This window comes from Caballeronia concitans (assembly GCF_001544615.1).
Taxonomy (GTDB): Bacteria; Pseudomonadota; Gammaproteobacteria; order Burkholderiales; family Burkholderiaceae; genus Caballeronia; species Caballeronia concitans.
The window spans coordinates 1-24,139 of record NZ_FCNV02000007.1 but is presented as its reverse complement, the minus strand read 5'-3'; the positions used below and the strand labels follow the sequence as shown (position 1 = coordinate 24,139).

General features: G+C 64.6%; 26 protein-coding genes. 18 read left to right on the top strand and 8 right to left on the bottom strand.

All coding sequences use genetic code 11. The annotated features are described in order from the left end of the window. The 7 genes from cyoB to AWB72_RS16945 all read left to right on the top strand — a co-directional run bounded on the left by cyoB (nt 1) and on the right by AWB72_RS16945 (nt 6,606). The gene (cyoB, locus tag AWB72_RS16975; protein WP_040049057.1) at nt 1-2,010 is read left to right on the top strand and encodes a cytochrome o ubiquinol oxidase subunit I; all 2,010 of its coding nucleotides are present in this window, start codon (nt 1-3) and stop codon (nt 2,008-2,010) included. Beyond that, nucleotides 2,011-2,616, top strand: a complete 606-nt coding sequence (cyoC, locus tag AWB72_RS16970) for a cytochrome o ubiquinol oxidase subunit III (protein ID WP_040049056.1) — start codon at nt 2,011-2,013, stop codon at nt 2,614-2,616. After that, nucleotides 2,616-2,948 (top strand): cytochrome o ubiquinol oxidase subunit IV, encoded by a 333-nt coding sequence (gene cyoD / locus AWB72_RS16965; protein ID WP_040049055.1) that lies wholly within the window; start codon nt 2,616-2,618, stop codon nt 2,946-2,948. Before cyoC ends, cyoD begins: the two co-directional genes overlap by 1 nt. Nucleotides 2,949-3,135: 187 nt before the next feature. Beyond that, nucleotides 3,136-3,663, top strand: coding sequence for a 2,4'-dihydroxyacetophenone dioxygenase family protein (locus AWB72_RS16960; protein WP_040049224.1), 528 nt, complete (start codon nt 3,136-3,138; stop codon nt 3,661-3,663). A 74-nt stretch (nt 3,664-3,737) separates the two neighbouring features. Further along, nucleotides 3,738-5,039, top strand: coding sequence for an MFS transporter (locus AWB72_RS16955; RefSeq protein ID WP_052449728.1), 1,302 nt, complete (start codon nt 3,738-3,740; stop codon nt 5,037-5,039). Nucleotides 5,040-5,050: 11 nt separating this feature from the next. Beyond that, nucleotides 5,051-5,776 (top strand): SDR family NAD(P)-dependent oxidoreductase, encoded by a 726-nt coding sequence (locus AWB72_RS16950; RefSeq protein ID WP_040049054.1) that lies wholly within the window; start codon nt 5,051-5,053, stop codon nt 5,774-5,776. A gap of 29 nt (nt 5,777-5,805) precedes the next feature. After that, nucleotides 5,806-6,606 carry an IclR family transcriptional regulator gene (locus AWB72_RS16945; protein WP_040049053.1) on the top strand — a complete coding sequence of 267 codons (801 nt, stop codon included), beginning with the start codon at nt 5,806-5,808 and terminating at the stop codon, nt 6,604-6,606. 15 nt (nt 6,607-6,621) lie between these two features. On the opposite strand, the gene AWB72_RS16940 is transcribed toward AWB72_RS16945, so the two are convergent. Continuing rightward, the gene (locus AWB72_RS16940; RefSeq protein WP_040049052.1) at nt 6,622-8,049 is read right to left on the bottom strand and encodes an AarF/UbiB family protein; all 1,428 of its coding nucleotides are present in this window, start codon (nt 8,047-8,049) and stop codon (nt 6,622-6,624) included. Between the two features lie 199 nt (nt 8,050-8,248). Here AWB72_RS16940 and AWB72_RS16935 point away from each other — a divergent pair, with 199 nt between their 5' ends. Next, nucleotides 8,249-9,148 (top strand): serine hydrolase domain-containing protein, encoded by a 900-nt coding sequence (locus tag AWB72_RS16935; RefSeq protein ID WP_159459377.1) that lies wholly within the window; start codon nt 8,249-8,251, stop codon nt 9,146-9,148. A 202-nt stretch (nt 9,149-9,350) separates the two neighbouring features. After that, a complete protein-coding gene (locus tag AWB72_RS16930) occupies nt 9,351-9,773 on the top strand; it encodes a hypothetical protein (RefSeq protein ID WP_244285662.1) in 423 nt (140 codons plus the stop codon). A gap of 28 nt (nt 9,774-9,801) precedes the next feature. Here the strand turns inward: AWB72_RS16930 and AWB72_RS16925 are convergent, their stop codons facing one another. Further along, nucleotides 9,802-10,257 carry a response regulator gene (locus AWB72_RS16925; protein WP_040049221.1) on the bottom strand — a complete coding sequence of 152 codons (456 nt, stop codon included), beginning with the start codon at nt 10,255-10,257 and terminating at the stop codon, nt 9,802-9,804. A gap of 242 nt (nt 10,258-10,499) precedes the next feature. Here AWB72_RS16925 and AWB72_RS16920 point away from each other — a divergent pair, with 242 nt between their 5' ends. Both AWB72_RS16920 and AWB72_RS16915 read left to right on the top strand, forming a co-directional pair. Then, on the top strand, nt 10,500-10,739 hold the full coding sequence (locus AWB72_RS16920; RefSeq protein ID WP_040049050.1) for a hypothetical protein: 240 nt from the start codon (nt 10,500-10,502) through the stop codon (nt 10,737-10,739). Nucleotides 10,740-10,835: 96 nt separating this feature from the next. Beyond that, complete coding sequence (locus tag AWB72_RS16915; protein WP_084592752.1) at nt 10,836-11,318, top strand: universal stress protein; 483 nt, start codon at nt 10,836-10,838, stop codon at nt 11,316-11,318. 19 nt (nt 11,319-11,337) lie between these two features. Here AWB72_RS16915 and AWB72_RS16910 read toward each other — a convergent pair whose 3' ends face one another. Next, nucleotides 11,338-12,084 (bottom strand): IclR family transcriptional regulator, encoded by a 747-nt coding sequence (locus tag AWB72_RS16910; RefSeq protein ID WP_040049049.1) that lies wholly within the window; start codon nt 12,082-12,084, stop codon nt 11,338-11,340. Nucleotides 12,085-12,208: 124 nt separating this feature from the next. Here AWB72_RS16910 and AWB72_RS16905 point away from each other — a divergent pair, with 124 nt between their 5' ends. Further along, entirely contained in the window at nt 12,209-13,390 is a 1,182-nt protein-coding gene (locus tag AWB72_RS16905) for a fumarylacetoacetate hydrolase family protein (RefSeq protein WP_040049048.1), read from the top strand. Between the two features lie 23 nt (nt 13,391-13,413). Here the strand turns inward: AWB72_RS16905 and AWB72_RS16900 are convergent, their stop codons facing one another. Further along, complete coding sequence (locus AWB72_RS16900) at nt 13,414-14,403, bottom strand: substrate-binding domain-containing protein (protein ID WP_040049047.1); 990 nt, start codon at nt 14,401-14,403, stop codon at nt 13,414-13,416. A 63-nt stretch (nt 14,404-14,466) separates the two neighbouring features. Then, entirely contained in the window at nt 14,467-14,967 is a 501-nt protein-coding gene (msrC, locus tag AWB72_RS16895; RefSeq protein ID WP_040049046.1) for a free L-methionine (R)-S-oxide reductase MsrC, read from the bottom strand. 233 nt (nt 14,968-15,200) lie between these two features. Between msrC and AWB72_RS16890 the strand changes: the two genes are divergently transcribed. The 6 genes from AWB72_RS16890 (at nt 15,201) to AWB72_RS16865 (ending at nt 22,396) form a co-directional block, all read left to right on the top strand. Further along, nucleotides 15,201-16,460, top strand: coding sequence for an ROK family transcriptional regulator (locus AWB72_RS16890; protein WP_040049045.1), 1,260 nt, complete (start codon nt 15,201-15,203; stop codon nt 16,458-16,460). Further along, nucleotides 16,450-18,006, top strand: coding sequence for a sugar ABC transporter ATP-binding protein (locus AWB72_RS16885; RefSeq protein WP_052449727.1), 1,557 nt, complete (start codon nt 16,450-16,452; stop codon nt 18,004-18,006). The genes AWB72_RS16890 and AWB72_RS16885 overlap by 11 nt, the downstream gene beginning before the upstream one ends. Before the next feature lie 18 nt (nt 18,007-18,024). Next, complete coding sequence (locus tag AWB72_RS16880) at nt 18,025-19,047, top strand: ABC transporter permease subunit (protein ID WP_040049044.1); 1,023 nt, start codon at nt 18,025-18,027, stop codon at nt 19,045-19,047. An 80-nt stretch (nt 19,048-19,127) separates the two neighbouring features. Beyond that, on the top strand, nt 19,128-20,072 hold the full coding sequence (locus AWB72_RS16875) for an ABC transporter substrate-binding protein (protein WP_040049043.1): 945 nt from the start codon (nt 19,128-19,130) through the stop codon (nt 20,070-20,072). 115 nt (nt 20,073-20,187) lie between these two features. Then, nucleotides 20,188-21,969 (top strand): dihydrolipoyl dehydrogenase, encoded by a 1,782-nt coding sequence (lpdA, locus tag AWB72_RS16870; RefSeq protein WP_084592737.1) that lies wholly within the window; start codon nt 20,188-20,190, stop codon nt 21,967-21,969. Between the two features lie 133 nt (nt 21,970-22,102). Next, nucleotides 22,103-22,396: a DUF4148 domain-containing protein gene (locus AWB72_RS16865; protein WP_040049042.1), complete on the top strand. Its 294-nt coding sequence runs from the start codon at nt 22,103-22,105 to the stop codon at nt 22,394-22,396. An 8-nt stretch (nt 22,397-22,404) separates the two neighbouring features. Here AWB72_RS16865 and AWB72_RS16860 read toward each other — a convergent pair whose 3' ends face one another. From AWB72_RS16860 to phbB, 3 genes are all read right to left on the bottom strand, one after another. Then, the gene (locus tag AWB72_RS16860; RefSeq protein ID WP_208863153.1) at nt 22,405-22,707 is read right to left on the bottom strand and encodes a hypothetical protein; all 303 of its coding nucleotides are present in this window, start codon (nt 22,705-22,707) and stop codon (nt 22,405-22,407) included. Nucleotides 22,708-22,851: 144 nt separating this feature from the next. Continuing rightward, nucleotides 22,852-23,070 (bottom strand): hypothetical protein, encoded by a 219-nt coding sequence (locus tag AWB72_RS16855; RefSeq protein ID WP_040049216.1) that lies wholly within the window; start codon nt 23,068-23,070, stop codon nt 22,852-22,854. Nucleotides 23,071-23,204: 134 nt separating this feature from the next. After that, nucleotides 23,205-23,948 carry an acetoacetyl-CoA reductase gene (gene phbB, locus AWB72_RS16850; protein ID WP_040049041.1) on the bottom strand — a complete coding sequence of 248 codons (744 nt, stop codon included), beginning with the start codon at nt 23,946-23,948 and terminating at the stop codon, nt 23,205-23,207. Nucleotides 23,949-24,139: the final 191 nt, after the last annotated feature.

Here is a 24,139-nt window from a genome sequence, read left to right as displayed (position 1 = left end):
ATGTTCGGCAAATTAACGCTTGAGGCGATCCCGTATCACGAGCCGATCATCATGGGGGCGACCGTCCTCATGGCGATCCTCGCGCTCGGTACGGTCGCCGCTCTCACGAAGTTCGGAAAATGGGGCTGGCTCTGGCGCGAGTACCTGACGTCGACCGACCACAAGCGCATCGGCATCATGTATCTGGTCGTCGCCGGGCTGATGCTCGTGCGGGGTTTCGCCGACGCCGTCATGATGCGCGCGCAGCAGGCGCTCGCGATGGACGCGCCCGGCTATCTGCCGCCGCATCACTTCGACCAGATCTTCACGGCGCACGGCACCATCATGATCTTCTTCATGGCGATGGCCCTGCTCGTGGCGTTCTTCAACCTCGTGGTGCCGCTGCAAATCGGCGCGCGCGACGTTGCGTTCCCGTTCATCAACTCGCTCTCGTTCTGGATGACGGCCATGGCCGCTATCCTGATCAACCTGTCGCTGTTCATCGGCGAGTTCTCGACGACCGGCTGGCTCGCGTATCCGCCGCTCTCCGAGACGCAGTTCAGCCCGGGCGTCGGCGTGGATTACTACATCTGGGCGCTGCAGTTGTCCGGTGTCGGCACGCTTCTGACCGGCGTGAACTTCTTCGTGACCATCGTGAAGATGCGCGCACCCGGCATGACGTGGATGAAGCTGCCCGTGTTCACGTGGACGGCGTTCTGCTCGAACGTGCTGATCATGGCGACGTTCCCGATCCTGACCGTCGCGCTCGCGCTGCTCGGCCTGGACCGTTACCTCGGCATGCACTTCTTCACGAATGACGGCGGCGGCAACCCGATGGTCTACCTGAACCTGATCTGGGCCTGGGGTCACCCCGAGGTCTACATCCTGGTTCTTCCGGCGTTCGGCATCTACTCGGAAGTCGTGTCGACGTTCTCGAAGAAGCCGCTCTTCGGCTACAAGACGATGGTGTGGGCAACGTGCTGCATCATGGTTCTGTCGTTCCTCGTGTGGGCGCACCACTTCTTCACGATGGGCTCGGGCGCGAACGTCAATGCCTTCTTCGGCATCATGACCATGATCATCTCCATTCCCACGGGCGTGAAGATCTTCAACTGGCTGTTCACGATGTACCGCGGCCGCGTGCAGTTCACCACGCCGGTTCTCTGGACCGTCGGCTTCATCATCACCTTTACGCTCGGCGGCATGACGGGCGTGATGCTCGCCATTCCGGGCGCGGACTTCGTGCTGCACAACTCGCTGTTCCTGATCGCTCACTTCCATAACGCGATCATCGGCGGCGTGGTGTTCGGCTACTTCGCGGGCGTGCAGTACTGGTGGCCGAAGGTGTTCGGCTTCAAGCTCGACGAAAAGCTCGGCCGCAACGCGTTCATCTGCTGGTTCGTGGGCTTCTTCGTTGCGTTCGTGCCGATCTACATCCTCGGTTTCATGGGCATGACGCGCCGTCTGCAGCACTACGACAACCCCGCATGGCAGCCGTACCTGGTCGTCGCTGCATGCGGCGTGGGCATCATCGCGCTGGGCGTGGTGTTCCAGGTCGCGCAGATCGTGGTGAGCGTGATTCGCCGCAACCAGCCGGCTTATCGCGACGTCACGGGCGACCCGTGGGATGGCCGCACGCTCGAATGGTCGATCAGCTCGCCGCCGCCGGTCTACAACTTCGCGCACGTCCCGGCCGTTCGTGAGCTCGACGACTTCGCGAACGCGAAAGAAACGGGCCGCGTAGAGACGCGTCCGCTGCGCGACATTCATATGCCGTCGAACACGAGCGCGGGCTTCCTGGTCGGCGTGTTCGCGCTGGCTCTCGGTTTCGCGGCGATCTGGCACATCTGGTGGCTGGCTATCGCCGGTCTGATCGGCGCGGCGGCGGTCGTCATCGGCTACAGCTTCGCGGAAAACGCTGGCTACATCATCCCCGCCGCCACCGTGAAGGCGACCGAAGAGCGCAACCGTCCGCCGAAGGCCCCGGCCAAGGCAGGCGCGGGCCGCGAAATGGAACTGGAGGTTCTGTAAATGTCGCAATCGACACTTTCCGCGCAACACGCGCACGAGCACGAGCACCAGCCGTCGCATTCGGTATTCGGCTTCTGGTCCTACCTGATGACCGACTGCCTGCTGTTCGCTTCCCTCTTCGCGACGTTCGCGATGTTTGCGAGTCAGTTCGCGGGCGGTCCCACGGCGAAAGACCTGTTCAAGCTGAGCGATGTCGGGATCGAAACCGGCCTGCTGCTCACGAGCAGCTTGACGTTCGGCTTCGCGATGATCTCCGCGCATCGCCAGAAGAAGGGCGACGTGCTGCTGTGGCTGGCCGTCACGTTTCTGCTGGGCGCGGGCTTCCTGTGCTTCGAACTGCAGGAATTCGCGCATCTCGTGGCTGAAGGCGCGGGTCCGCAGCGCAGCGCGTTCTGGTCGGCGTTCTTCACGCTGGTCGGCACGCACGGCCTGCACGTCACGCTCGGCATGGTGTGGCTCGTCGTGCTCGCCGTGCAGATGATGAAGAAGCCGGCTCTGGGCGAACGCGAACTGCGCCGGCTCGCCTGCCTCAGCCTCTTCTGGCACTTCCTCGACATCGTCTGGATCTGCGTGTTCTCCTTCGTCTACCTTGCGAGCGTCGTCTAATGGCACATACGCATACAACGCATAGCGATATTCCGCACGTCACCGTGGGCGGATATCTGATCGGCTTCGTGCTGGCTGTCGTTCTCACGGTGGCATCGTTCTGGCTCGTGACCGCCGGCAAGCTGTCGGGCGAGCAAGGGCTCGTGTGGCTAGCGGTGCTGGCGGCGGTTCAGGTCGTCGTGCACGTGGTGTTCTTCCTGCACGTGAACTCGTCGAAGGAACAACGCTGGAACGCCATGTCCTTTGCCTACACGATCATCATGTCGCTCGTGATCATCGTCGGCACGGTGTGGGTCATGCATAACGTCCACATGCTCATGATGGCGCGTTAAGCAGCAAGTCGTTAAGCAAGTCGCTTTAGCCGATTCATCGGCACGAAAAGGCGGGTCCGGATTCGGACCCGCCTTTTTTTGTTCGCGTTTTCCCTGACTGTTGCAAATCTTGACAATCACGAAAGCTGGCGCGAACATCTGTCCATAATTTGATTCATTAATCCACAATATGGACAAAGGAGACGCGATGCCCGCGCCCAAACCCACGGCGGACGCCATGACGCCGTATCAGTATCCCAATCCCAAGGAAGCGCAGAAGGAAATCGTCATCGGGAACGCCATTCCCACGGACGAGCGCGAGTGGGTGCCGCAAGCCGAAAACGTGTGGTTTCGCCCGCTCTGCCTGAACGTCTCCACCGGCTACTGGATGAACCTGCTGCGCGTGCGCAAGTCCGGCGTGCTGTCGCGGCATCGTCATCCGCAAGCGGTGCACGGCATGGTGCTGAAGGGCCGCTGGCGTTATCTCGAACACGACTGGGTCGCGACCGAAGGCAGCTATGTCTTCGAGCCGCCCGGCGAAACGCACACGCTCTACGTGCCGGAAGACGTCGAAGAGATGATCACGTACTTCCAGGTGAACGGCGTGATGTTCTATTGCGATCCCTACGGCAACTACACCGGCTACGAAGACGTGTTCACCAAGGTGGACATGTGCCGCAAGCATTACGAGGCGGTCGGCCTGGGCGCGGATTTCGTCGATCAGTTCATCCGTTAATCGCCGCCCGGCTCGAACAAAGCATTCGATAAACCACACCGAAGCCTCATCGAAGCGACTTCGGAGGAGACAACATGCAGAGCAAATCGCCGCGCCTCAAGCGCATTCAATGGGTCGCGCTCACGTTCCTGACGCTCGCCGGGATCGTGAATTATCTGGACCGCAGCACGCTGTCCATCGCCAATCATTCGGTCACGCAGGAACTCGGCTTGTCCGCTTCGCAGATGGGCTTGCTGCTCTCCGCGTTCTCGTTCGCGTATGCGTTCTCGCAGTTGCCCATCGGCGTGATGCTCGATCGATTCGGCGCGCGCATCATGCTCGGCCTCGGCATGTTCGTGTGGTCCGTCGCGCAGTTGTTCGGCGGCCTCGTGACGAACCTGCAGCAGTTCCTGTTCGCCCGCGTCGCGCTCGGCATCGGCGAGGCGCCGCAGTTTCCGGCCGGCGCGAAAGTGGTCTCGGAATGGTTCGCGCAGCGCGAACGCGGCAAGCCGACGGGCATCTTCGTCACGTCATCGACGATCGGACCCGCGCTCGCGCCGCCGATCCTCACCGTGCTGCTGCTCTCGTTCGGCTGGCGCAACATGTTCGTCATCATGGGCGTGCTCGGTATCGCGGTGGCGATCGGCTGGTATATCGTTTATCGCAATCGCAAGGATGTCGCGCTCGAACCGCAGGAACTCGCGCACCTGACCGAAGGCGAACCGGCACAGCGCGCGGAACGCAACATGAGCTTCGCGGAGTGGCGCGGTCTGTTCGGCAAGGCGACGACCTGGGGCATGATCTTCGGCTTCATGGGCGTCATCTACATGGTGTGGCTGTATCTGACGTGGCTGCCCGCGTATCTGGAACATGAGCGGCATCTGACCATCGCGAAGACGGGCTGGATCGTATCGATTCCCTATCTCGCGGGCACGCTCGGCATGCTGTCGTCGGGCTTCATCGCCGATGGCCTGATGGCGCGCGGCGTCGCCCCGATCCGCAGCCGCAAGTGGCCGATCTGCTCCGGTCTCATCGGCGCGGCGCTCTTCACCGTGCCGGCCGCGTTCACGCCGAACCTGACGCTCGCGATCGTCTATCTTTCCGCCGCGATGTTTTTCGTCAACATGGCGAGCGGCGCGGCATGGGCGCTCGTGTCGGTGGCGGCTCCGCGCCACATGGTCGCGTCGCTCGGCAGCATTCAGAACTTCGGCGGTTACTTCGGCGGCTCGTTCGCGCCGTTCATCACCGGGCTCGTCGTCGACAAGACACACTCGTTCGTGAACGCGTTCCTGATCTCCGCCGCCGTCGCGTTCGCGGCTGCGCTCGTCTATATGTTCGTCGTCCGCACGCCGATTCAGGATACCGAGCAAAACGCGTCGCCCGTTCCCGTCGTTTGAGGCTCGCAGACATGACTTTTCAAGCTGATCTCTTCAAGGGCAAGACCGTCGTCGTGACCGGCGGCACACAAGGCATCGGCGCGGGCATCGCGCAGCAGTTCGCGGCGCTCGGCGCGCGCGTGATCGCCGCCGGCATCGCGCCGACCGATGCGCAACGCGACGCGCTCCGTGGCATCGAAGTGGCCGCGCTCGATGTCGCCGATGCCGCGAGCACCGCCGATCTCTTCGCGCGCCTCGAGACGCTCGACGTGCTCGTCAACTGCGCGGGCATGATCAAGCGCGGCGACGAGCACGACATCGAGACGTTCGAGCGCGTGATCGCCGTCAATCTGAACGGCACGATGCGCATGTGCGCCGCCGCGCGTCCGTTGCTCGCGAAAACGGGCGGCACGATCGTGAACACCGCGTCGATGCTGACGTTCTTCGGCGGCGGCCTCGTGCCCGCGTACAGCGCGAGCAAGGGCGGGGTCGCGCAACTGACGAAGTCGCTCGCCATCGCGTATGCGGCGGACGGCATTCGCGTGAACGCGGTCGCGCCCGGCTGGATCGCGACGCCGCTCACGCAGGCGCTTCAGGACGACGGCGGCCGCTCGCAGGCCATTCTCGATCGCACGCCGATGAAGCGCTGGGGCTTGCCAGAAGACGTCGCGCGCGTGGTCGCGTTTCTGGCGTCGCCGGCGGCGTCGTTCATGACGGGCGCGATCGTGCCGGTCGACGGCGGCTATCTGGTCGCGTAAATTCGGGCGTCGACCTCACCTCGCAAGCCATGTCCATCGATCCCGCTTCTCTCGACGCCGCCAAGGCCACCGGCACCGCAGCCTTCTCGAAGTTCATGGCGGTGCTTCAGTTGATCGCCGATGCCGCCGAACCGCCGAGCATCGCGCGTCTCGTCACGGCGAGCTGCTATCCGCGCCCGACGGTGTACCGCATCGTCGGCGCGCTCATGGCGGAAGGCCTCGTCACGGAAAGCGCGCGCGGCGGCTGCTACGCGCTCGGTCCGCGCCTGATGTCGCTCGCGAGCCGGAGCTGGGAGCGGTCGGACTTGCGCATCGCCGCCGCCGACGCGTTGCAAACCTTGCGCGACGTCACGCAGGAAACGGTGCACCTCGCCGTGCGCAGCGGCGCGGAAATGGTGTACGTCGAAAAGCTCGAAAGCCCGCATGCCGTGCGGATGGCCTCGCGCATCGGCACGCGCGTCACGCTGTATTCGAGTTCCGTCGGCAAGGCGTATCTGTCGACGCGGCCACGCGCCGAGCGCGATGCGCTGCTGCACGGCATCGCGTTCGAGCGCTTCACGCCGAATACGATCATCGAGCGAAGCGCGCTCGACGCCGAACTCGATGCCTGCCAGGCGCGCGGTTATGCGGAAGATCGCGAAGAAAACGAAGCGCAGATTTTCTGCTACGGCAGCGCGATCGTGGGAGCGAACGGCGCGACGCTCGGCTGCGTGAGCGTCAGCATTCCGTTGTTCCGCAAGAGCGAAACGCCGATGGAAACCTACGTCGCACCGCTCTGCGAAGCGTGCCGCGCGATCGCGGAGCGCATGAGTCCGGGCACGCGCGCTTAAAGCGCGTGACGATACCTACCCGCTTTGCGCGGCGCCCGCGCGCTTGGCGATGAGCGTCGGCAAGCGCGGCAGCATGTGCGGCCAGTGCGTCGCTTCACGCGCGAGATGCGCGACGAGGCCGTGCAAGCCGAACTGGTCCGCCGCGAGCCGCGCAATCACGCGACGCGCGATCACCCACACATCGACATCCGGCGCGACGGCGTGCGCCATGCGCTCGATCGTTTCCATCGAACGCGAGAGCATCACGGCTCGCGACGCAATCCGCCCGTGCGCCGCGCTGAACTTATGCTCGGCGGGCGCCGCGCCGATCGCGCCGAAGAGATGCGACACGTTCGTCGCCCGGCACGCTTGCGGCGACGAGAACCGCTCCGCCTCCCGCCGATACGTCGCTTCCACGCGCACCTCGTGATGCGCCGCGTGCGCGTCCGGCCGCCCGTGCTCGAGATGCGTGCGCGCCGCCGCCTTGTGATCGCCGTCGAGCAAAGCATTCGACACGCCCACCATGAACTCGCGCTCGTGCGCGGCGAAGAAGGTCATCGGGTTATCGGCTTCGAGCACGATCTGCCCGAACGTCCCCGGCTCGATGCTCACGCGCGCGCCCGCCGCGTCCAGTCCCGCGTGATAGAAACCCTGGCCGAGCGCCATTTCGAAGAACGCTTCGATGAGCGTCGCGACGAGATCCGCCTGTTGCAAACCGTGCGATGCGAGCGCGTGCGCGTCGGCGAGCGGCACGGTATCGATCGCGCGCGTCGTCAAGATCGCGTCGCTGCAGAAATCCCAGAGCACTTCGGGCACGGCGATGCGGTCGTCGTCGCGCAGACGGTAACGCAGATAGCTTTGATCAGCGGCGCGCTGGCGGAGGTCGATCATCGAATCGACGTTCTCGCGTGCAAGGCGCACGCATTCGGCCGCATGCAGTTCGCGCGCCGTGGTCGAACGCCGCTCCGCGAAGCGCGCGGCGGCGAGCGCGAGATCGAGATCGTCGATCAATTCCTCGCGCGCATCGGCGCGCAGCAGCGTGATGCGCACCGGAACGCCAGCGATGCGCGCCGCGTGCGTCTGCTCCGCGATACCCGAGCGCAGTGGCGCAAGGCTCACGCCGTCGATATCGGCGCGCGGCGCGGCGGCCAGCGCGAGCGTGCACGCCACGCGGAACTGCTCGGCATCATAGGACGCGAAGAGGCCGTCCATCTCGGTCAACGCCACGCGCACCGCCGTTTCCGCCAGCGCCGGATGACGCGTGAGCACGCCCGACACCGTCGTCAGCACGCGCGGCAACTGCGTGAGCGCCGGCACGCCCGCGCTGAGCGGCGCGGCGCGCGCGCCGTGCTGCGCGAAGAAACGCGCGACGTGCTGCATCGACGCGCCGTCCTGCGTCGAACGGCTTTCACGCACGAATGCCCTGCCAAGACGCCACAGCGTCGCGAGTCGCCGAACGGGCACGGTTGGGTTCCTGATAGATTTCGATCGATGGCTGCGGCATCCGGCTTGCTTGCGCATCAAGCACGATCCGGTCCCGCCGCGGCCACTGCTTCGGTTTCCTGCTTATTCGATTCCCTGCTTATTCCGTTCCTTCACGCTCATGCAAAAAGAATCCAGAAACGAATCAAGCGCCAGGCATCAGGATAATGCGTTCACTGCCTTGCGTCACGCACTCGAAGCCGAAGGCAGCGCGGTACGCACTTTCGTTGTCTTACGCGATGGTCAGCTAGCTTTCGAACACTATCGGCACGATTCATCGCCCGAGACGCTCGAAAACATCAACTCGGCGACAAAGAGCGTCGTGGGACTCGCGGTCGGCATCGCGCTCGGCGAAGGATTGCTGCCGAGCCTCGATGCGCCCATCTGCGACTTCATCGACGCCGCGCGCAACCCCGCGCTGGACGACCGCGTGCGAAGCATCACGTTGCGGCATCTGCTGAACATGACGGCGGGCTTCGAGTGGGATCAGGGCGCCATCGACGATTGCGTGCTCGGCCCGTGCGAGCGCTTCGCGGGCGGCGAGGACCGGCTGACGTTCGTGCTGTCGCGGCCCATCGTGCATGCACCCGGCACGCAGTTCGTCTACGACACGCACGCGGTGCAGCTGCTTTCCATCGCGGTGGAAACGGTGGCCGGCCGGACGCTCGAACAGTACGTGCGCGAGAAGCTGTTCGCGCCGCTCGGCATCGACAGCTACGAATGGATCGCCGATGAAGCCGGCCACACCTTCGCCGGACGCGGCCTCCTGCTGCGCGCACGCGACATGGCGAAGCTCGCCACGCTGATGCTCGACCGTGGCGGGCAGATCATCGATGCATCGTTCATAGACGACGCCGTGTCCGTTCACAGCGAAGGCGGCCCGCCGATGCATGACGCGCGCTATGGCTATCTCTGGTGGATCGCGCCGCGCTACTTCTTCGCGGCGGGATTCGGCGAGCAGTTCATCTTCGTGGCGCCGGAAGAGCGCATCGTCGCAGCCGTGACGTGCGATGACGACGTCGTGCACAAGGGCGTCCGCGCGTTGTTCGAGCGGCACGTGCTGCGCATCGACAGCGATTGATGCGCTCTCCCGGCTCATCGTCAGACACGCTATCTCAAAAACGTATATTTTTGTCGATCGGCGGTGCGAAGCATTTTCGATACTGTATCTTTATGGCGTCGCGCAACAACGTATCAATATCGAGAACGACGGAAGCGAGACTTCCATCGGCTCTCGTTGATGCTTAAGCAGCACCCTCCCGCGCCAAACACGATCATCAAAAATGAAGGACGCCATGCAGCAGCCGGCCGACCAATCTATCGAAAAAGCGATGTTCATCCTCGGGCAAATCGGCGCGATCATTTGTCACGAACGCGGACCGCGCCCGAACACGGCCATTCTGACGGCGATGGCCTCGCGCCCCGCCGAAGGTTTTTGGCACGCCGTGTCGCATATGAACGAATTGTGTCCGGCAATCCGCGGCCCGCGGCGCGCGCTGCTGCAATGGAAGCGCAAGGAAGTCGGCCGCCTGAGCCGCATGCTGCCGCATCCGCTGCCGAGCGATGCCTGCTCGCGGACGCAGATGCCGTTCTGGGCCGGCTACTGCCAGTACTGGGATGACGTGTTGAAACAGCACGTCGAGTGCGAGACCGAACAGACTGCCGTCGCCATCGACGATATTCCCGCGCGACGCGTCAACGCCTGAACGCGCGCAATTTCCCGCCGCCCTACGATCAACATTCTCGCGCGCGATGCGGCTCGTACGTCGCGAAATACGTGCGCATCACGTGGATCATGCGCTCCGGCTCCGTCGGTTTGATGAAATAGCCGTTAAAGCCCGTGCGCTGCGCGCGCGCCCGGTCGTCGGGGCACGTGCGGCCCGTGTGGGCGATGAGCATCATCGAAAGATCGAGCGCGCGGATTGCTTCCGCTGCTTCCCAACCGTCGCCGAGCGGCATCATCAGATCGAGCAGCACCACGCCGGGGCGCCACTTGCGCGCGAGCGTGACCGCATCGAGGCCGGTGTGCACGGCGCGCACGCTGAAATCGGCGTCTTCGAGCGCAAGACAAAGCGCGCGGGTGGCGTCGAGATCGTCGTCGGCGACGAGTACGCGCGGCTCATCGTGGTGGGCGGCGCGCACGGGAATCTGCCACACGGCTTCTTCCGGGATGTGTGCCTGTCGTTGCATCGTTTGCATGTCGTGGGCCTCGAAGTGACCGTGGTATCGAGCAACCCGTGTACCGCGCCGCAGCACCCGGCGCATTCTCAGGCGGCAAGCGGGGCGCACGCTTTGCACTTCGGGAATACCCGGTGCCCGAACGCGAGCATCGCAGGAACACTTTGCGAAGCTTTTGCACCACGAATGGAACGGATCATGACGGGGCACGACCGCGCGCGTCGCCGGTTCTTCCCACATAGCGAGGCAACACGATGTTCGTCGTCTACTGGCTCGATGGCGATCCCGGCGCGCAAAGCCAGGCGCGCCACCGAAAATTCGATCCGACCGCGCTCGGCGACGCCTTGCGCTTCGCCGAAGAATTACGAAAGCGGCAAGCCGAAGGCGATGCGATCGGCTTCGTCACGCTGTGCAGCGAGAATCCGCAGTCGGTCGGCAAGCCGGGCGTGGCCGATCCGCCCGCCGGTTACGACTGGAAGAAGCGGCGGCGATGACTGCGCGCCGAACCCTCATTTGCTGCTAACTCTGCGCGCCGATCATGCCTCCATGCCGCTTTCATCCCGATGCGGCAATCCGAACCGGAGGCCATCATGTATAAGCACATTCTCGTCGCGGTAGGCACGAGCCTCAGCCAGAGCGCCCTTTGCGCCGCCATCGCTCGCGCGCGCGAGTGCAACGCGCGGCTGACCGCGCTGCATGTCGTCGATAAAACGCCGTGGTGGGCGGTCGTCACCGGCGACTGCAACACGCGCGATACGGCCGCGCTCATTGACGACCACGCCCGCGCGCTCACGCGCTATAGCGTGCGGCAGATCGAGAGCGCGGGCATCGACGGAACCGGCATCAGCATGACGCTGCCGCCGGGCGCGACGGTCGGCGAAGCCATCGCGAAGGCGGCAGTCGAAACGGGCGCGGACCTCATCGTGCTCGGCGGCGAGACGGATTCCGGCTGGGCGCACGGCCGCGAGCGCCTGCGCGACGTGGTGTGCGCAAAAGCGCGCTGCGACGTGCTGATCGCGGCACATCGCGCGCGGGAAGTCCATGAGGAAGCCGAAGCGCATGCGTTGGCGTGATGGGCCTGCAACGCGGGGTTCACAACGCCCGCTGCAACTGCTCCGCGAGCTGCACGATGCCGATGCAAATCTGCTTCTCGCGCCTGGCATCGAGCCGGCCGATGGGCACGCTCGTCGATACCGCGACGCGCTTGCCCGCCGGCGTCGTGCCGACATAGGCCGCGAAGCACGCGAGCCCTTCGGCGACTTCCTCGCGTTCGACCGCAAGGCCGCTCACGCGTATCGACGCCAGTTCGCGCAGCAACGCGGCGCGGCGCGTGATGGTTCGCGGCGTCACCGCTTCGAGGCGCTCGGGCAATCGCTCGATGACCGCGTCGTCCGGCAATCCCGCGAGCAGCGCCTTGCCGAGCGCGCAGCAATGCGCGGGCAGCCGCGAGCCGAGATCCGATACGAGCCGCACCGGCCGATGCGCGTCCTCGCGCGCGACATACACCACCTGCACGCCGTCGAGCACCGCCAGCTGCACGACCTCGTTGTGCTGGTTGATGAACGCGCCCGCGCCCTCGCGAAACGCCGCCTGCAGCTTGTCGTGCCGCACGTAGGCGTTGCCGAGTTCGAAGAGGCCGACGCCGATCACGTAGCCGTCGTCGCGCTTCTCGATCCACTGCATGCGCGCGAGCGTGTCGAGCATCAGGTAAAGCGTGCTGCGCGAGAGACCAGTGTGCTCCGCGAGCGTCGCGGCGCGCACCGGTTTCGCGGCGGCGGCGAGCGCTTCGAGAATGTCGTTCGCGCGGCGCAGCGCGGGGACGTCGTAGGCTTTTTCCATGAGAGCCGGTCATCTGAAAGAAGCACGATGCTCCAGCATATTGGACAAACATGCAACCCGATGGACAGTCACGCAGCCCCAAGCTACGATCGATTTCCCTTTTCCGACGCACGGTAAATCACTCATGCAGCCCGTCTCCATCGCCTCCTGCCTGCCCGAAGACCTCGCCGACGCCGTGCTGATCGGCCGCGTATGGCGTCCCGCGCCCGTCGATGGTCCCGCCGTCGTCGCGGTGCGCAATGGCGAAGTGTTCGACATCACGCGCGCCGCCCCGATGACCGCCGATCTCTTCGATCGTCCGGACGCGCTCGATATCGCACGCAACGCGCCGGGCGAATCGCTCGGTTCCGTCCAGGACCTGCTGCAGGCGACGCTCGATTCGACCGCCGGCAGCCCGCGCCTGCTCGCTCCGTGCGACGTGCAGGCGGTCAAGGCGTGCGGCGTCACGTTCGCGGTGAGCCTGCTGGAACGCGTGATCGAAGAGCAGGCGGGCGGCGACGCGAGCAAAGCCCAGGAAGTGCGCGACACCATCAACAAGCTGATCGGCGCGGATCTCTCGAAGATCAAGCCCGGCTCGGAAGCGGCGATGAAGCTGAAGGCCGAGCTGGAACGTCGCGGCGCGTGGTCGCAATACATGGAAGTGGGCATCGGGCCGGACGCGGAAGTGTTCTCGAAGTCGCAGCCGATGTCGTCGGTGGGTTTCGGCGCGGCGGTCGGTCTGTATCCGACGTCGCAATGGAACAATCCGGAGCCGGAGATCGTGCTGGCGGTGAACGCGCGCGGCGAGATCGTCGGCGCAACGCTCGGCAACGACGTGAACCTGCGCGATATCGAAGGCCGCAGCGCGCTTCTGCTCGGCAAGGCGAAGGACAACAACGCGTCGTGTTCCATCGGCCCGTTCGTGCGTCTCTTCGACAGCACCTTCACGCTCGACACGGTGCGCGGCACGAGCCTGTCGCTGCGCATCGAAGGCGCGGACGATAACTTCGTGCTCGAAGGCGTGAGCCACATGAGCGAAATCAGCCGCGACCCGGCCGATCTCGTCGCGCAGACGCACGGCGCGCATCATCAATATCCGGACGGCTTCGTGCTCTTCCTCGGCACGATGTTCTCGCCGATCAAGGATCGCGATACCGAAGGCGGCGGCTTCACGCATCATCTCGGCGATGTCGTGACGATCTCCACGCCGACGCTCGGCGCGCTCGTCAACACGGTGCAACTGTCGACCGAAATCGAACCGTGGACCTTCGGCGTGCGCGCGTTGTACCGGAATCTGGCGGCGCGCGGTCTGCTCGCGGCCGAGTGAACGCCGCTGGGCAAAGCCGCTATTCAGCCTTTGCCCAGCCCGAAATTGCGCGTCGGCGCCGCTTTCGTCACCACTTGCACCGGCGTTTCCATGAACGGCGACAAATCCCGCTGACGCCGCCGTTCGACCAGCGCCTTCACCGCGACATCCAGCCCGAACACCGCCTGCCGCGCGCCGAACTGCTCGACGGTCGCGAGCATGCGGCCGTCGTCGAGCATCGGCCGGACGGCGTCGATATTGTTGTAGCCCGTCACGAGCACCTGCCCTTTCTTGCCGGCGATGCGGATGGCTTCGATCGCGCCCATCGCGATGTTGTCGTTCGCGCACAGCATGCCGCGCAAGCCGGGGCGCGCGTAGAGCATTTGCAGCGCGATCGACTTGCCGCTCTCGAAGGTCCAGTCGCCGGTATCGGTCGCGGTGACGCGCGCCTGTGCGGCGGTCATCGCCTCGCGAAAGCCGACGGTGCGCTCCTGCGCGTTGCGGTCGTTCGGCGGTCCTTCGATGATCGCGACTTCATCGCCCGGTTTCAGCTTCGAGCCGAGATATGCGCCGACGAGCCGCGCGCCGCGCCGGCTGTCCGGGCCGACGAACGGAATCGTCACGTGCGCGGCTTCCTGCGCGGCGTCGTCGAATGGATTGTCGATGGCGATCACGATGACGCCCGCCGCGATCGCCTTCGCGGCCACCGGCACGAGCGCCTTCGAATCCGTCGGCGCGATGACGATGGCGCTGGTCTTCGCGTCGATGAGCGATTCGATGATGCGCGCCTGCCCCGCGACGTCGTTGTCCGTGAGCGTGCCGTGCGTCGTCAGATCGAGTTGCGATGCGTAATGCCGCTGGTAATTCTTCGCGCCGTCGATCATCGAGGTGACGAACGGATCGCCGAGCGACTTCATCACGAGCGCGACGCTCGCCTTGCCATCGGACAGCGCGGCGGCGAATCGGCTGGCCGCGAGTCCGCACGCGCTCAGGGCGCAGGCGGCGAGCAGACGACGGCGGGCGGGACTTCTCATGGAGACGGACGGGGAACTGGCGGTCGGCCCATTGTAGACGCGTAGACGCGCGCGGCTTCAAGCTTAGTGACGTTCTTCCCACGCCAGTGCGATGAACGCCGCACAGAGCGCTTCCATCCCCGCCGCGTCTTCTTCGTCGAAACGGCCGGGCTGCGGGCTGTCCACGTCCCACACGCCGACGAGCGTGCCATCGCTTGCCACGAGCGGCACGACGATCTCCGAGCGCGACGTCGAATCGCACGCGATGTGGCCGGGGAACGCATCGACATCCGGGACGACCTGCGTTTTCCGATCGCGCGCCGCCGTTCCGCACACGCCGCGTCCGAGCGCGATCCGCACGCACGCGGGCTTGCCCTGGAACGGGCCGACGACGAGTTCGTCGCCGTCGAAGAGATAGAAGCCGGCCCAGTTCAGCTCCGGCAGCGTGTGATAGACGAGCGACGCGAAATTCGCCGCGTTCGCGATGAAATCGGTTTCGTCGCCAATCAGCGAGCGAGCCTGCTGCAAGAGGTCGTCGTATTGCGCGGCCTTGGTGGCATGCGCGGCGTTTGAAATCGTATACATGGCGGCGTCTCAAAATGTCTCATCGACGATAGCACAGCGCGGATTCCGGCGTTTCGCGCGGCAGAAAGGCGTCTGCAAGCCGGGTCGCGTACTGTTTGCAAGAACGCGGTACGCCGCGTCCGGCAACGCTCTTCGGGATTTCCCTCGTTTACATCGAGGCGCCGTCGTCTTTAAATAAATCAACTTGATTTAATTAATGGCCGCAGACGACGGTCACTCACCGGAGACACCGCGTGAAATCCCCGAGCGGCAGAGGCAGCAATTCAGCAACCGTGCGCCGTTACAACGAGCGTCTGCTTCTGCAGACGCTGCGGCGCACCGAACCGGCATCCAAGGCCGAACTGGCGCGTCATGCCAATTTGACGAGCACGGCGGTCGGCGGCATCGTCGATTCGCTGGCGAAAGCGGGTCTAATCGAATACACCGGACGGCGGCTCGACGGCCAGCGCGGCCAGCCCGCGTCGATGTTGCGGCTGGACCCGCGCGGCGCGTTCGGCATCGGCGTGCGGCTGGATCGCACGAGCATCGAGACGGTGCTCGTCAATTTCGCAGGCGAAGTGCTCGCCCGCAGCGCAATCGATACCGTGCTGCCGCATCCGTCCGACGTGCTCGAAATCGTTCAGCGCGACATCGACGGCATGCTCGGGCTCTTGAGCGTCGCCGAGCGCGATCGGCTGACGGGCGTGGGCGTCGCGCAGCCGTACAACCTCGGCAGCTGGCTGCGCGAACTGGGCGTGAGCGCCGATACCGTCAGCGCCGACACCTTCCGCGCCTGGGACGAAACCGACTTTCCCGCCGCGCTGTCGCGCGCGATCGGCCTGCCCGTCTTCGGCGAAAACGACGGCAACGCCGCCGCGACCGCCGAACTGTTCTACGGCCACGGACGCCGCTGCGACGACTTCGTCTACCTTTTCCTCGGCTCGGCGATCGGCGGCGGCATCGCGATCGACGGCGACTGTCTGCGCGGCGCGACCGGCAACGCGGGCGACATCGGCGTGATTCCCGTGCCGCCGAGCCGCCTGCCCTCCGCGCCGCAGCCGCCGGGCGCGTGGGACATTCTGCTCGCGCGGGCCTCGCTCAATGCGCTCGCGCGGCATCTGCGCCATTGCGGCGCGCCGGCGGACAACCGCATCGACTTGCAGGCGTGCATCGAGCAGCGTCTTCCCGCCGTCGACGAATGGATCGACGACTGCATCGAAGCGCTCGCGCCCGCCTTGCGCACGGCGCTCTGCGTGCTCGACGTGCCGATGGTCGTGCTCGACGCCGATATCGACGGCGGCCTGCTCGACCGCATCATCCAACGTCTTTTCGCGACGATGACCGCCAACGCGCCGGAAGCGCGCGGCACGCCGGCCATCGTGCGCGGCAGTTTCGGCCCGGACGCGGGCGCGATCGGCGCAGCCACGCTGCCGATGTTCTTCAACTTCTCGCCGCGCGTCGGGCTGCATCGCGCTGCGGCAGTCAAATCGCAGGAGGTCGACCATGCCGCATGAATCCCCCGGATCGCCGCACACCGGCACGCCGCTGCTCGAAATGCGCGGCATCAGCAAAACGTTTCCAGGCGTGCGCGCGCTCAATGACGTGCGCCTGTCCGTCTATCCCGGCGAAGTGCATTCGCTGATGGGCGAAAACGGCGCGGGCAAGTCCACGCTCATGAAGATCCTGTCCGGCGCGTATCAGGCCGACGCCGGCGGGCAGATTCTGATCGACGGCCAGCCCGTCACCATCGACGGACCGCTCGCCGCACGTTCCCTCGGCGTCGCCGTGATCTATCAGGAGTTGAGCCTCGCGCCGAATCTCTCGGTGGCGGAAAACATCTACGCCGGACGCGAACTGCGGCGCGGCCGATTGGTGGATCGCGCGGGCATGGAGCGCGGCTGTCTGGACGTGCTCACGCGCCTGGGCGCGGCGTTCAAGCCGCATACGCTCGTCGGCGATCTGTCGATTGCGGAGCGGCAACTCGTCGAAATCGCGCGGGCGGTGCATGCGAAGGCGCGCATCCTCGTGATGGACGAACCGACCACGCCGCTCTCCTCGCGCGAAACCGATCGCCTGTTCGAACTCGTGCGGCAACTGCGCGCGGAAGGCATCGCGATCATCTATATCAGCCACCGGATGGCCGAAATCTACGAGTTGAGCGACCGCGTTTCCGTGCTGCGCGACGGCGCGTATGTCGGCACGTTGATGCGTGACGAACTGTCCGCCGAAAGTCTCGTGCGCATGATGGTCGGCCGCGACATCTCCGGCTTCTACAAGAAGGAGCATGCGCCCTACGATCCGGGCCACGTCGTGCTGTCCGTGCGCGATATCGCCGACGACAACCGCGTGCGCGGCTGCAGTCTCGATCTGCACGCGGGCGAAGTGCTCGGCATCGCGGGACTGGTCGGCGCGGGACGCACGGAACTCGCGCGCCTCATCTTCGGCGCGGAGGAACGCAAGCGCGGCGAAGTGTCGATGCACGGCAAGCCGCTCAAGCTGCGCACGCCGCGCGACGCCATCGACGCGGGCCTCGTCTATCTCACCGAAGACCGCAAGGGCCAGGGGCTTTTTCTCGACATGAGCGTGCGCGACAACATCAACGTCGCGGTTGCCGGGCGCGATGCGAAAGCCGGCGTGATGGACATCGCGCGCGGCAATGCGCGTGCGCGCGACGCGATCGCCGCGCTGTCGATTCGCGTGCCGAACGCGCGCGTGAACGCGGGCGCGCTGTCGGGCGGGAATCAGCAGAAGGTGCTGCTTTCGCGTCTGCTGGAAACGCGCCCGCACGTGCTGATCCTCGACGAACCCACGCGCGGCGTCGATATCGGCGCGAAGTCGGAGATTTATCGAATCATCAACGATCTCGCGCGCTCGGGCGTCGGCGTGATCGTGATATCGAGCGAACTGCCTGAAGTGATCGGCGTGGCGGATCGCGTGCTCGTGATGCGCGAAGGCGAAATCGCGGGCGAGCTGGGCGGGCATTCGGGCAAGCCGATCTCGCAGGAAGGCATCATCGAACTGGCGACCGGCTCGCGGGCCGCGCTCGATCAGGCGGCATAGCACATATCGGAGAGAGACATGAGCAACTTGACCAAGCAGCACGACAAGGTCGGCGCACCGAGCGTGGCCGAACGCCAGACGCGCATCGAACATCGCGAACGCATGCAGGTGCTGATGCGCACCGCCGGCATGCTGCCGGTGCTGATTCTGCTGTGCATCGGATTCGGCATCGTCACGGACGGCTTCTTCAGCCTGCAGAACATGTCGATCGTCACGCAGCAGGCGTCGATCAACATCGTGCTCGCGGCGGGCATGACCTTCGTGATTCTGACGGGCGGTATCGATCTGTCGGTGGGATCGGTGCTGTCGGCGGCGGCGGTGACGGCGCTGCTCGCATCGAACCTGCCGGGCATGGGATGGCTCGGCGTACCGGCGGCGCTCGCGGTCGGTTTGGGATTCGGCGTCATCAACGGCGCGCTCATCGCGCTCCTGAAATTGCCGCCGTTCATCGTGACCTTAGGCTCGCTCACCGCCGTGCGCGGCATTGCGCGGCTCATCGGTCACGACACGACCATCTTCAACCCGCAACTGCCGTTCGCGTTCATCGGCAACGAAACGGTGCTCGGTGTGCCGTGGCTCGTCATCATCGCGCTCGCGGTCGTCATCATTTCGTGGTTCATCCTGCGGCGAACGGTGCTCGGCCTGCGCATCTATTCGGTCGGCGGCAATCCGGAAGCGGCCCGTCTCTCGGGCATCAAGGTGTGGGGCATCCAGATGTTCGTCTACGCGATGTCCGGCCTGCTCGCGGGTCTCGGCGCGGTGATGTCGGCGGCGCGGCTCTACGCGGCGAACGGTTTGCAACTCGGCCAGTCTTATGAACTCGATGCCATCGCCGCGGTCATTCTCGGCGGCACGAGCTTCGTCGGCGGCGTCGGGTCGATCGTCGGCACGCTGGTGGGCGCGCTCATCATCGCGGTGCTCTCGAACGGTCTTGTGCTGCTCGGCGTGTCGGACATCTGGCAGTACATCATCAAGGGGCTCGTGATCATCGGCGCGGTGGCGCTCGATCGTTACCGCCAGCGCGGATCGGCGCGCACGTAATCCGAATCTGCATCATCCGGGCGCGCGCAGGTCCGCGCGCGTCCGGCCAACACGAACGGACCCATCCGGAGACAACAAACATGCGCAAGAAGAAACTACTCGCGAGCGTCGCACTCGCGCTCGGATTCACGATGTCGCTTTCAGCCCACGCCGCCGACAAGCCGCTGAAGGCCATCGGCATCACGGTCGGCTCGCTCGGCAATCCGTACTTCGTGACCATTGCGAAGGGCGCGGAAGCGAAAGCCAAGACGATCAATCCGAACGTGAAGGTCACGTCGGTATCGTCCGATTACGACATGAACAAGCAGTTCACGCAGATCGACAACTTCATCTCGGCGCACGTGGACATGATCCTCATCAACGCCGTCGATCCGAAGGCCATCGAACCGGCGATCAAGAAGGCGAAGGCGGCGGGCATCGTCGTGGTCGCGGTCGATGTCGCGGCGGCGGGCGCGGACGCCACCGTGCAGACGAACAACGTGCAGGCGGGCGAACTCGCGTGCGACTATCTCGCGAAGAAGTTGAACGGCAAGGGCAACGTGGTGATCGAGAACGGGCCGCAGGTGTCGGCGGTGATCGACCGCGTGAACGGCTGCAAGACGGTGCTCGCGAAGAATCCCGGCATCAAGGTGCTGTCCGACGATCAGGACGCGAAAGGCTCGCGCGAAGGCGGCATGAACGCGATGCAGGGCTATCTCACGCGCTTTCCCAAGCTCGACGGCGTCTTCGCGATCAACGATCCGCAAGCCATCGGCACCGATCTCGCAGCAAAGCAGTTGCAGCGCAAGAACATCGTGATCACGTCGGTGGACGGCGCGCCGGATATCGAAACCGCCCTGAAGAGCGACACGCTCGTCCAGGCGTCCGCGAGCCAGGACCCGTGGTCGATGGCGCAGCAGGCGGTGAGCGTCGGCTATGGCCTGATGAACGGCCAGAAGCCGAGCAGCACGATGATCCTGATGCCGTCGACGCTCGTCACGCGCGAAAACGTCGGCAGCTACAAGGGCTGGTCGTCGCCGCACTAAGCGGTCTTGCCGTGCATGCGCGGCGGGCGCGGCGTTTCGTACGCCCGCCGGGCACACGGCGTATCCTGTGGCTTCTCGCGGTCCCATCGCAAGCAGCGCTCACAGGAGAAACTGAATGGCCAGGGTCGAAGTCAAGGTTCCGCAGCTTTCCGAGTCCGTCACGGAAGCAACCATGCTGCCGTGGAAAAAGAAAGCGGGCGACCCCGTGACGCAAGACGAAATTCTCGTCGAGCTCGAAACCGACAAGGTCGTGCTCGAAGTGCCCGCGCCATCGTCGGGCGTGCTCGCGGAAGTGCTGAAGCAGGAAGGCGATATCGTTCACGCCGATGAACTGCTCGCCGCTATCGACACCGACGCCAAAGCCGCTGCACCTTCCACTCCTTCCGCGCCTGCTCCTGCCGCAGCGAAGCCCGCCGCGCCTGAAAGACCCGCCGCGCAGACTTCGCCCGCGCCCTCCTCTTCCACCGAAAAAGCCGACTTCGATGTCATCGTGATCGGCGCCGGCCCCGGCGGATACATCGCCGCGATTCGCGCCGCGCAACTCGGCATGTCGGTGGCGTGCGTCGAAGAGTGGATCAATCCGGCCGGCAAGCCGAAGCTCGGCGGCACGTGTCTCAATGTCGGCTGCATTCCGTCGAAAGCGCTGCTCGCATCGTCCGAGCAATTCGAGAACGCGCGCCTGCACTTAAGCGATCACGGCGTCAACGTTGAGAAGGTGAGTCTCGATCTCGGCAAACTCATCGGCCGCAAGGAAGCGATCGTCGAGAAGATCACGGGCGGCGTCGAGTTTCTTTTTCGCAAAAACAAGATTACGTGGCTCAAGGGCCACGGCAAGCTCGCGGGCAAGGACGGCGGCAATTTTCGCATCGACGTGAGCGGCGGCGACACGAGCGGCAGCCACACCGCGAAGCATGTGATCATCGCGACGGGGTCGAAGGCGCGGCATCTGCCGAACGTGCCTGTTGACAACCGCATCGTGTCCGATAACGAAGGCGCGCTCGCATTCGATTCCGTGCCGAAGAAGCTGACGGTGATCGGCGCGGGCGTGATCGGGCTGGAACTCGGGTCGGTGTGGCGCAGGCTCGGCGCGGACGTGACGATTCTCGAAGCGCTGCCCGACTTCCTCGGCACCACGGACGCGGCGCTGCAAAAAGAAGCCGCCAAGCTCTTCAAGAAGCAAGGGCTGAACATTCATCTGGGCGTGAAGATCGAGAAGGTCGAGTCGTCGGATAAAGGCGTGTCCGTTTCCTATACCGACAAGGACGGCGGCGCGCAGACGCTCGAATCGGACCGGCTGATCGTCTCCATCGGGCGCGTGCCGAACACGGACAATCTCGGGCTGGATTCGATCGGCCTGGCTGTGGATGCGCGCGGCTTCATTCCCGTCGATGGCCATTGCGCGACGAAAGTCCCGAACGTCTACGCGATCGGCGATGTCGTGCGCGGCCCGATGCTCGCGCACAAGGCCGAGGACGAAGGCGTGCTGGTGGCGGAGATCATCGACGGGCAGAAGCCGCATATCGACTACAACTGCATTCCGTGGGTGATCTACACGCATCCGGAAATTGCGTGGGTCGGGCAGACGGAGCAGGCGCTGAAGGCCGAAGGCCGCGATTTCAAGAGCGGCCAATTCCCGATGATGGCCAACGGCCGCGCGCTCGGCATCGGCGAAACGGACGGCTTCATCAAGGTCATCGCCGATGCGAAAACCGACGAGATTCTCGGCGTTCACATCATCTCGGCGAACGCGTCGGATCTGATCGCCGAGGCGGTCGTCGCGATGGAGTTCAAGGCGGCGTCGGAAGATATCGGCATCATTTCGCATCCGCATCCGTCGCTCTCGGAAGTGATGCGCGAAGCGGCGCTTGCGGTGAACAAGCGCGCCTTGAATATCTGACGCGCGCCGTTTTTGTCAGACTCGCCGCCGCGCTTGCACGGGCAACAGCGAATGCAGCCGGTCGATGGCGATCGGCTTCGCCTGATGATCGTTCAGCCCCGCAGCGACGTATCAACCAATTCGTGGAGAGGATATGAACGCACTGACTGGCAAGAAACTCACTGTGTCGATGATCGTGGCCGCGTTCGCGCTCGCCGCCGCGCCGGTATCGCATGCGCAGGACGCGAGCGACACCACGCAGGCGGCGCCACAGACGAAGGCGCAGAAGAAGGCCGCGCGCAAGGAGGCGCGCGCGAAGAAGAATGCCGAACTGAAGAAGCTCGAAGCGGCAGGCTATAACCCGGCGCGTCGCGACGATGCATCGTATCCGCAGGACTTACAGAACGCGCAGAAGAAGGCCGGCATCGGACAAGGAGCGAGTCAGTAACGCGCGGATCAGCCGCTGGTTGCGTTCGCCGCGCTCGTCGATTCAGGCACGCAAATGAAGTTGACGGTGGACGTCTGTTCTTCGAGCGATCGCACGCCGCTCGTGCTTTCCGAGCGCACGAGAACGTGTTGCTGGCGCTCCTTGCAGTAATCGTTGGCGGCGTCCATCGCCCGGCTTCGCGCGGTCACCCACGACATGCGCGTGCCGGTCGCCTTGCCGGTCACGCTGTAGACGCCGGATTGCGGACCAGCGGTGATTTCGCTCGCGGTGCTGCACGCCGCGAGCGCGCAAAGCAGCAGCGACGCACTCATCGTGCGGCTTGTAAAGAGATCGATCATGCGTTCGTGAAACTGAAATTCGAAAGGGACGCATGGTACAACCGTCCTCGAATTCCTTCACGGATCATACGAAAGCGATCGGCGCACGTGATGCGCGCCGGCCGCTGTCATGACGCTTCACGATGTTTCGATCCGGTCGATCAGCCGTTGAAGCCGCGCATGCTGGGACGGCATGACTCCCGGCGTCGACATCGCCTGTTCGACGCGAGCGCGCCAGTAGGTTTTTGAAAAGAGTGAGTTCGCGCCATCGAGGTTCAGCACCTGTTCGAGGTGCGCGATGGCCGAGTCGAGTTGGTTCACGGTATAAGGGCGTGCGCCCGTGCAGGAATCGTCCATTTGGAAGTGATGCCGGCACGCGCCGTTGCGCGCGCAGCCGGCGATGTTCGTTCGTGAATTGACGACGCAGCGCGAAGCCAACGCTCCGCGCTGCCAAGAGAATACGGCGATGCGGCTTCAATGCCGCATGTGCATCAGTGCATGTGCTGACCGCCGTTGATCGCGATGTTCGAGCCGGTCACGAAGCCCGCATCGTCCGAGCACAGGAACGCGACGAGCGCCGCCACTTCTTCCGGCTTGCCCAGGCGACCCGCGGGAATCTGCGGCAGGATCTTCGAATCGAGGATCTCTTGCGGAATCGCAGTCACCATCTTGGTCGCGAGATAGCCCGGCGAAATGGTGTTGACCGTCACGCCCTTTCGCGCCACTTCGAGCGCGAGCGACTTCGTGAAGCCGTGCATGCCCGCTTTGGCCGCCGAGTAGTTCGTCTGGCCGATCTGTCCTTTCGATCCGTTCACAGACGAGATATTGATGATGCGGCCCCATCCGCGCGCGACCATCTCTTCGCAGACCGGCTTCGTCATGTTGAACACGGAATCGAGATTCGTGCGCAACACGGCGTCCCAGTTCACCTTCGTCATCTTCTTGAACGTCGTGTCCTGCGTGATGCCCGCGTTGTTGACGAGAATATCGATCGGTCCGACTTCGCGTTGAATCTTCGCGATGCAGTGCTGGCTGGCGTCGTAGTCGGCGACATCGACCGGATAAGCACGGAAGTTGCGCCCCTCGCGATCCATCTGCGCGAGCCACTCCGACACGATCGTGTTGCCCGGCGAATGCGTCACGACGACGGCGAAACCCGCGTCGTTCAGCTTGATGCTGATTGCTTCGCCCAGACCGCCCATGCCACCGGTTACAACTGCAATTCGCTTAGTCATGCTAATAGTCCTCTCTCAGGTTCTTGCCACTCGTTTCAATCCCGGCGGCGCATCGACTGTTTTTTATTGTGCGACGCCGGGAGATGCTTACTTCATGCTGCCCTTGCTCGATGCACGCTCGCCGCGCCTTACGGACGCTCGAGCGCCAGCGCGACGCCCATGCCGCCGCCGATGCACAGCGACGCCAGGCC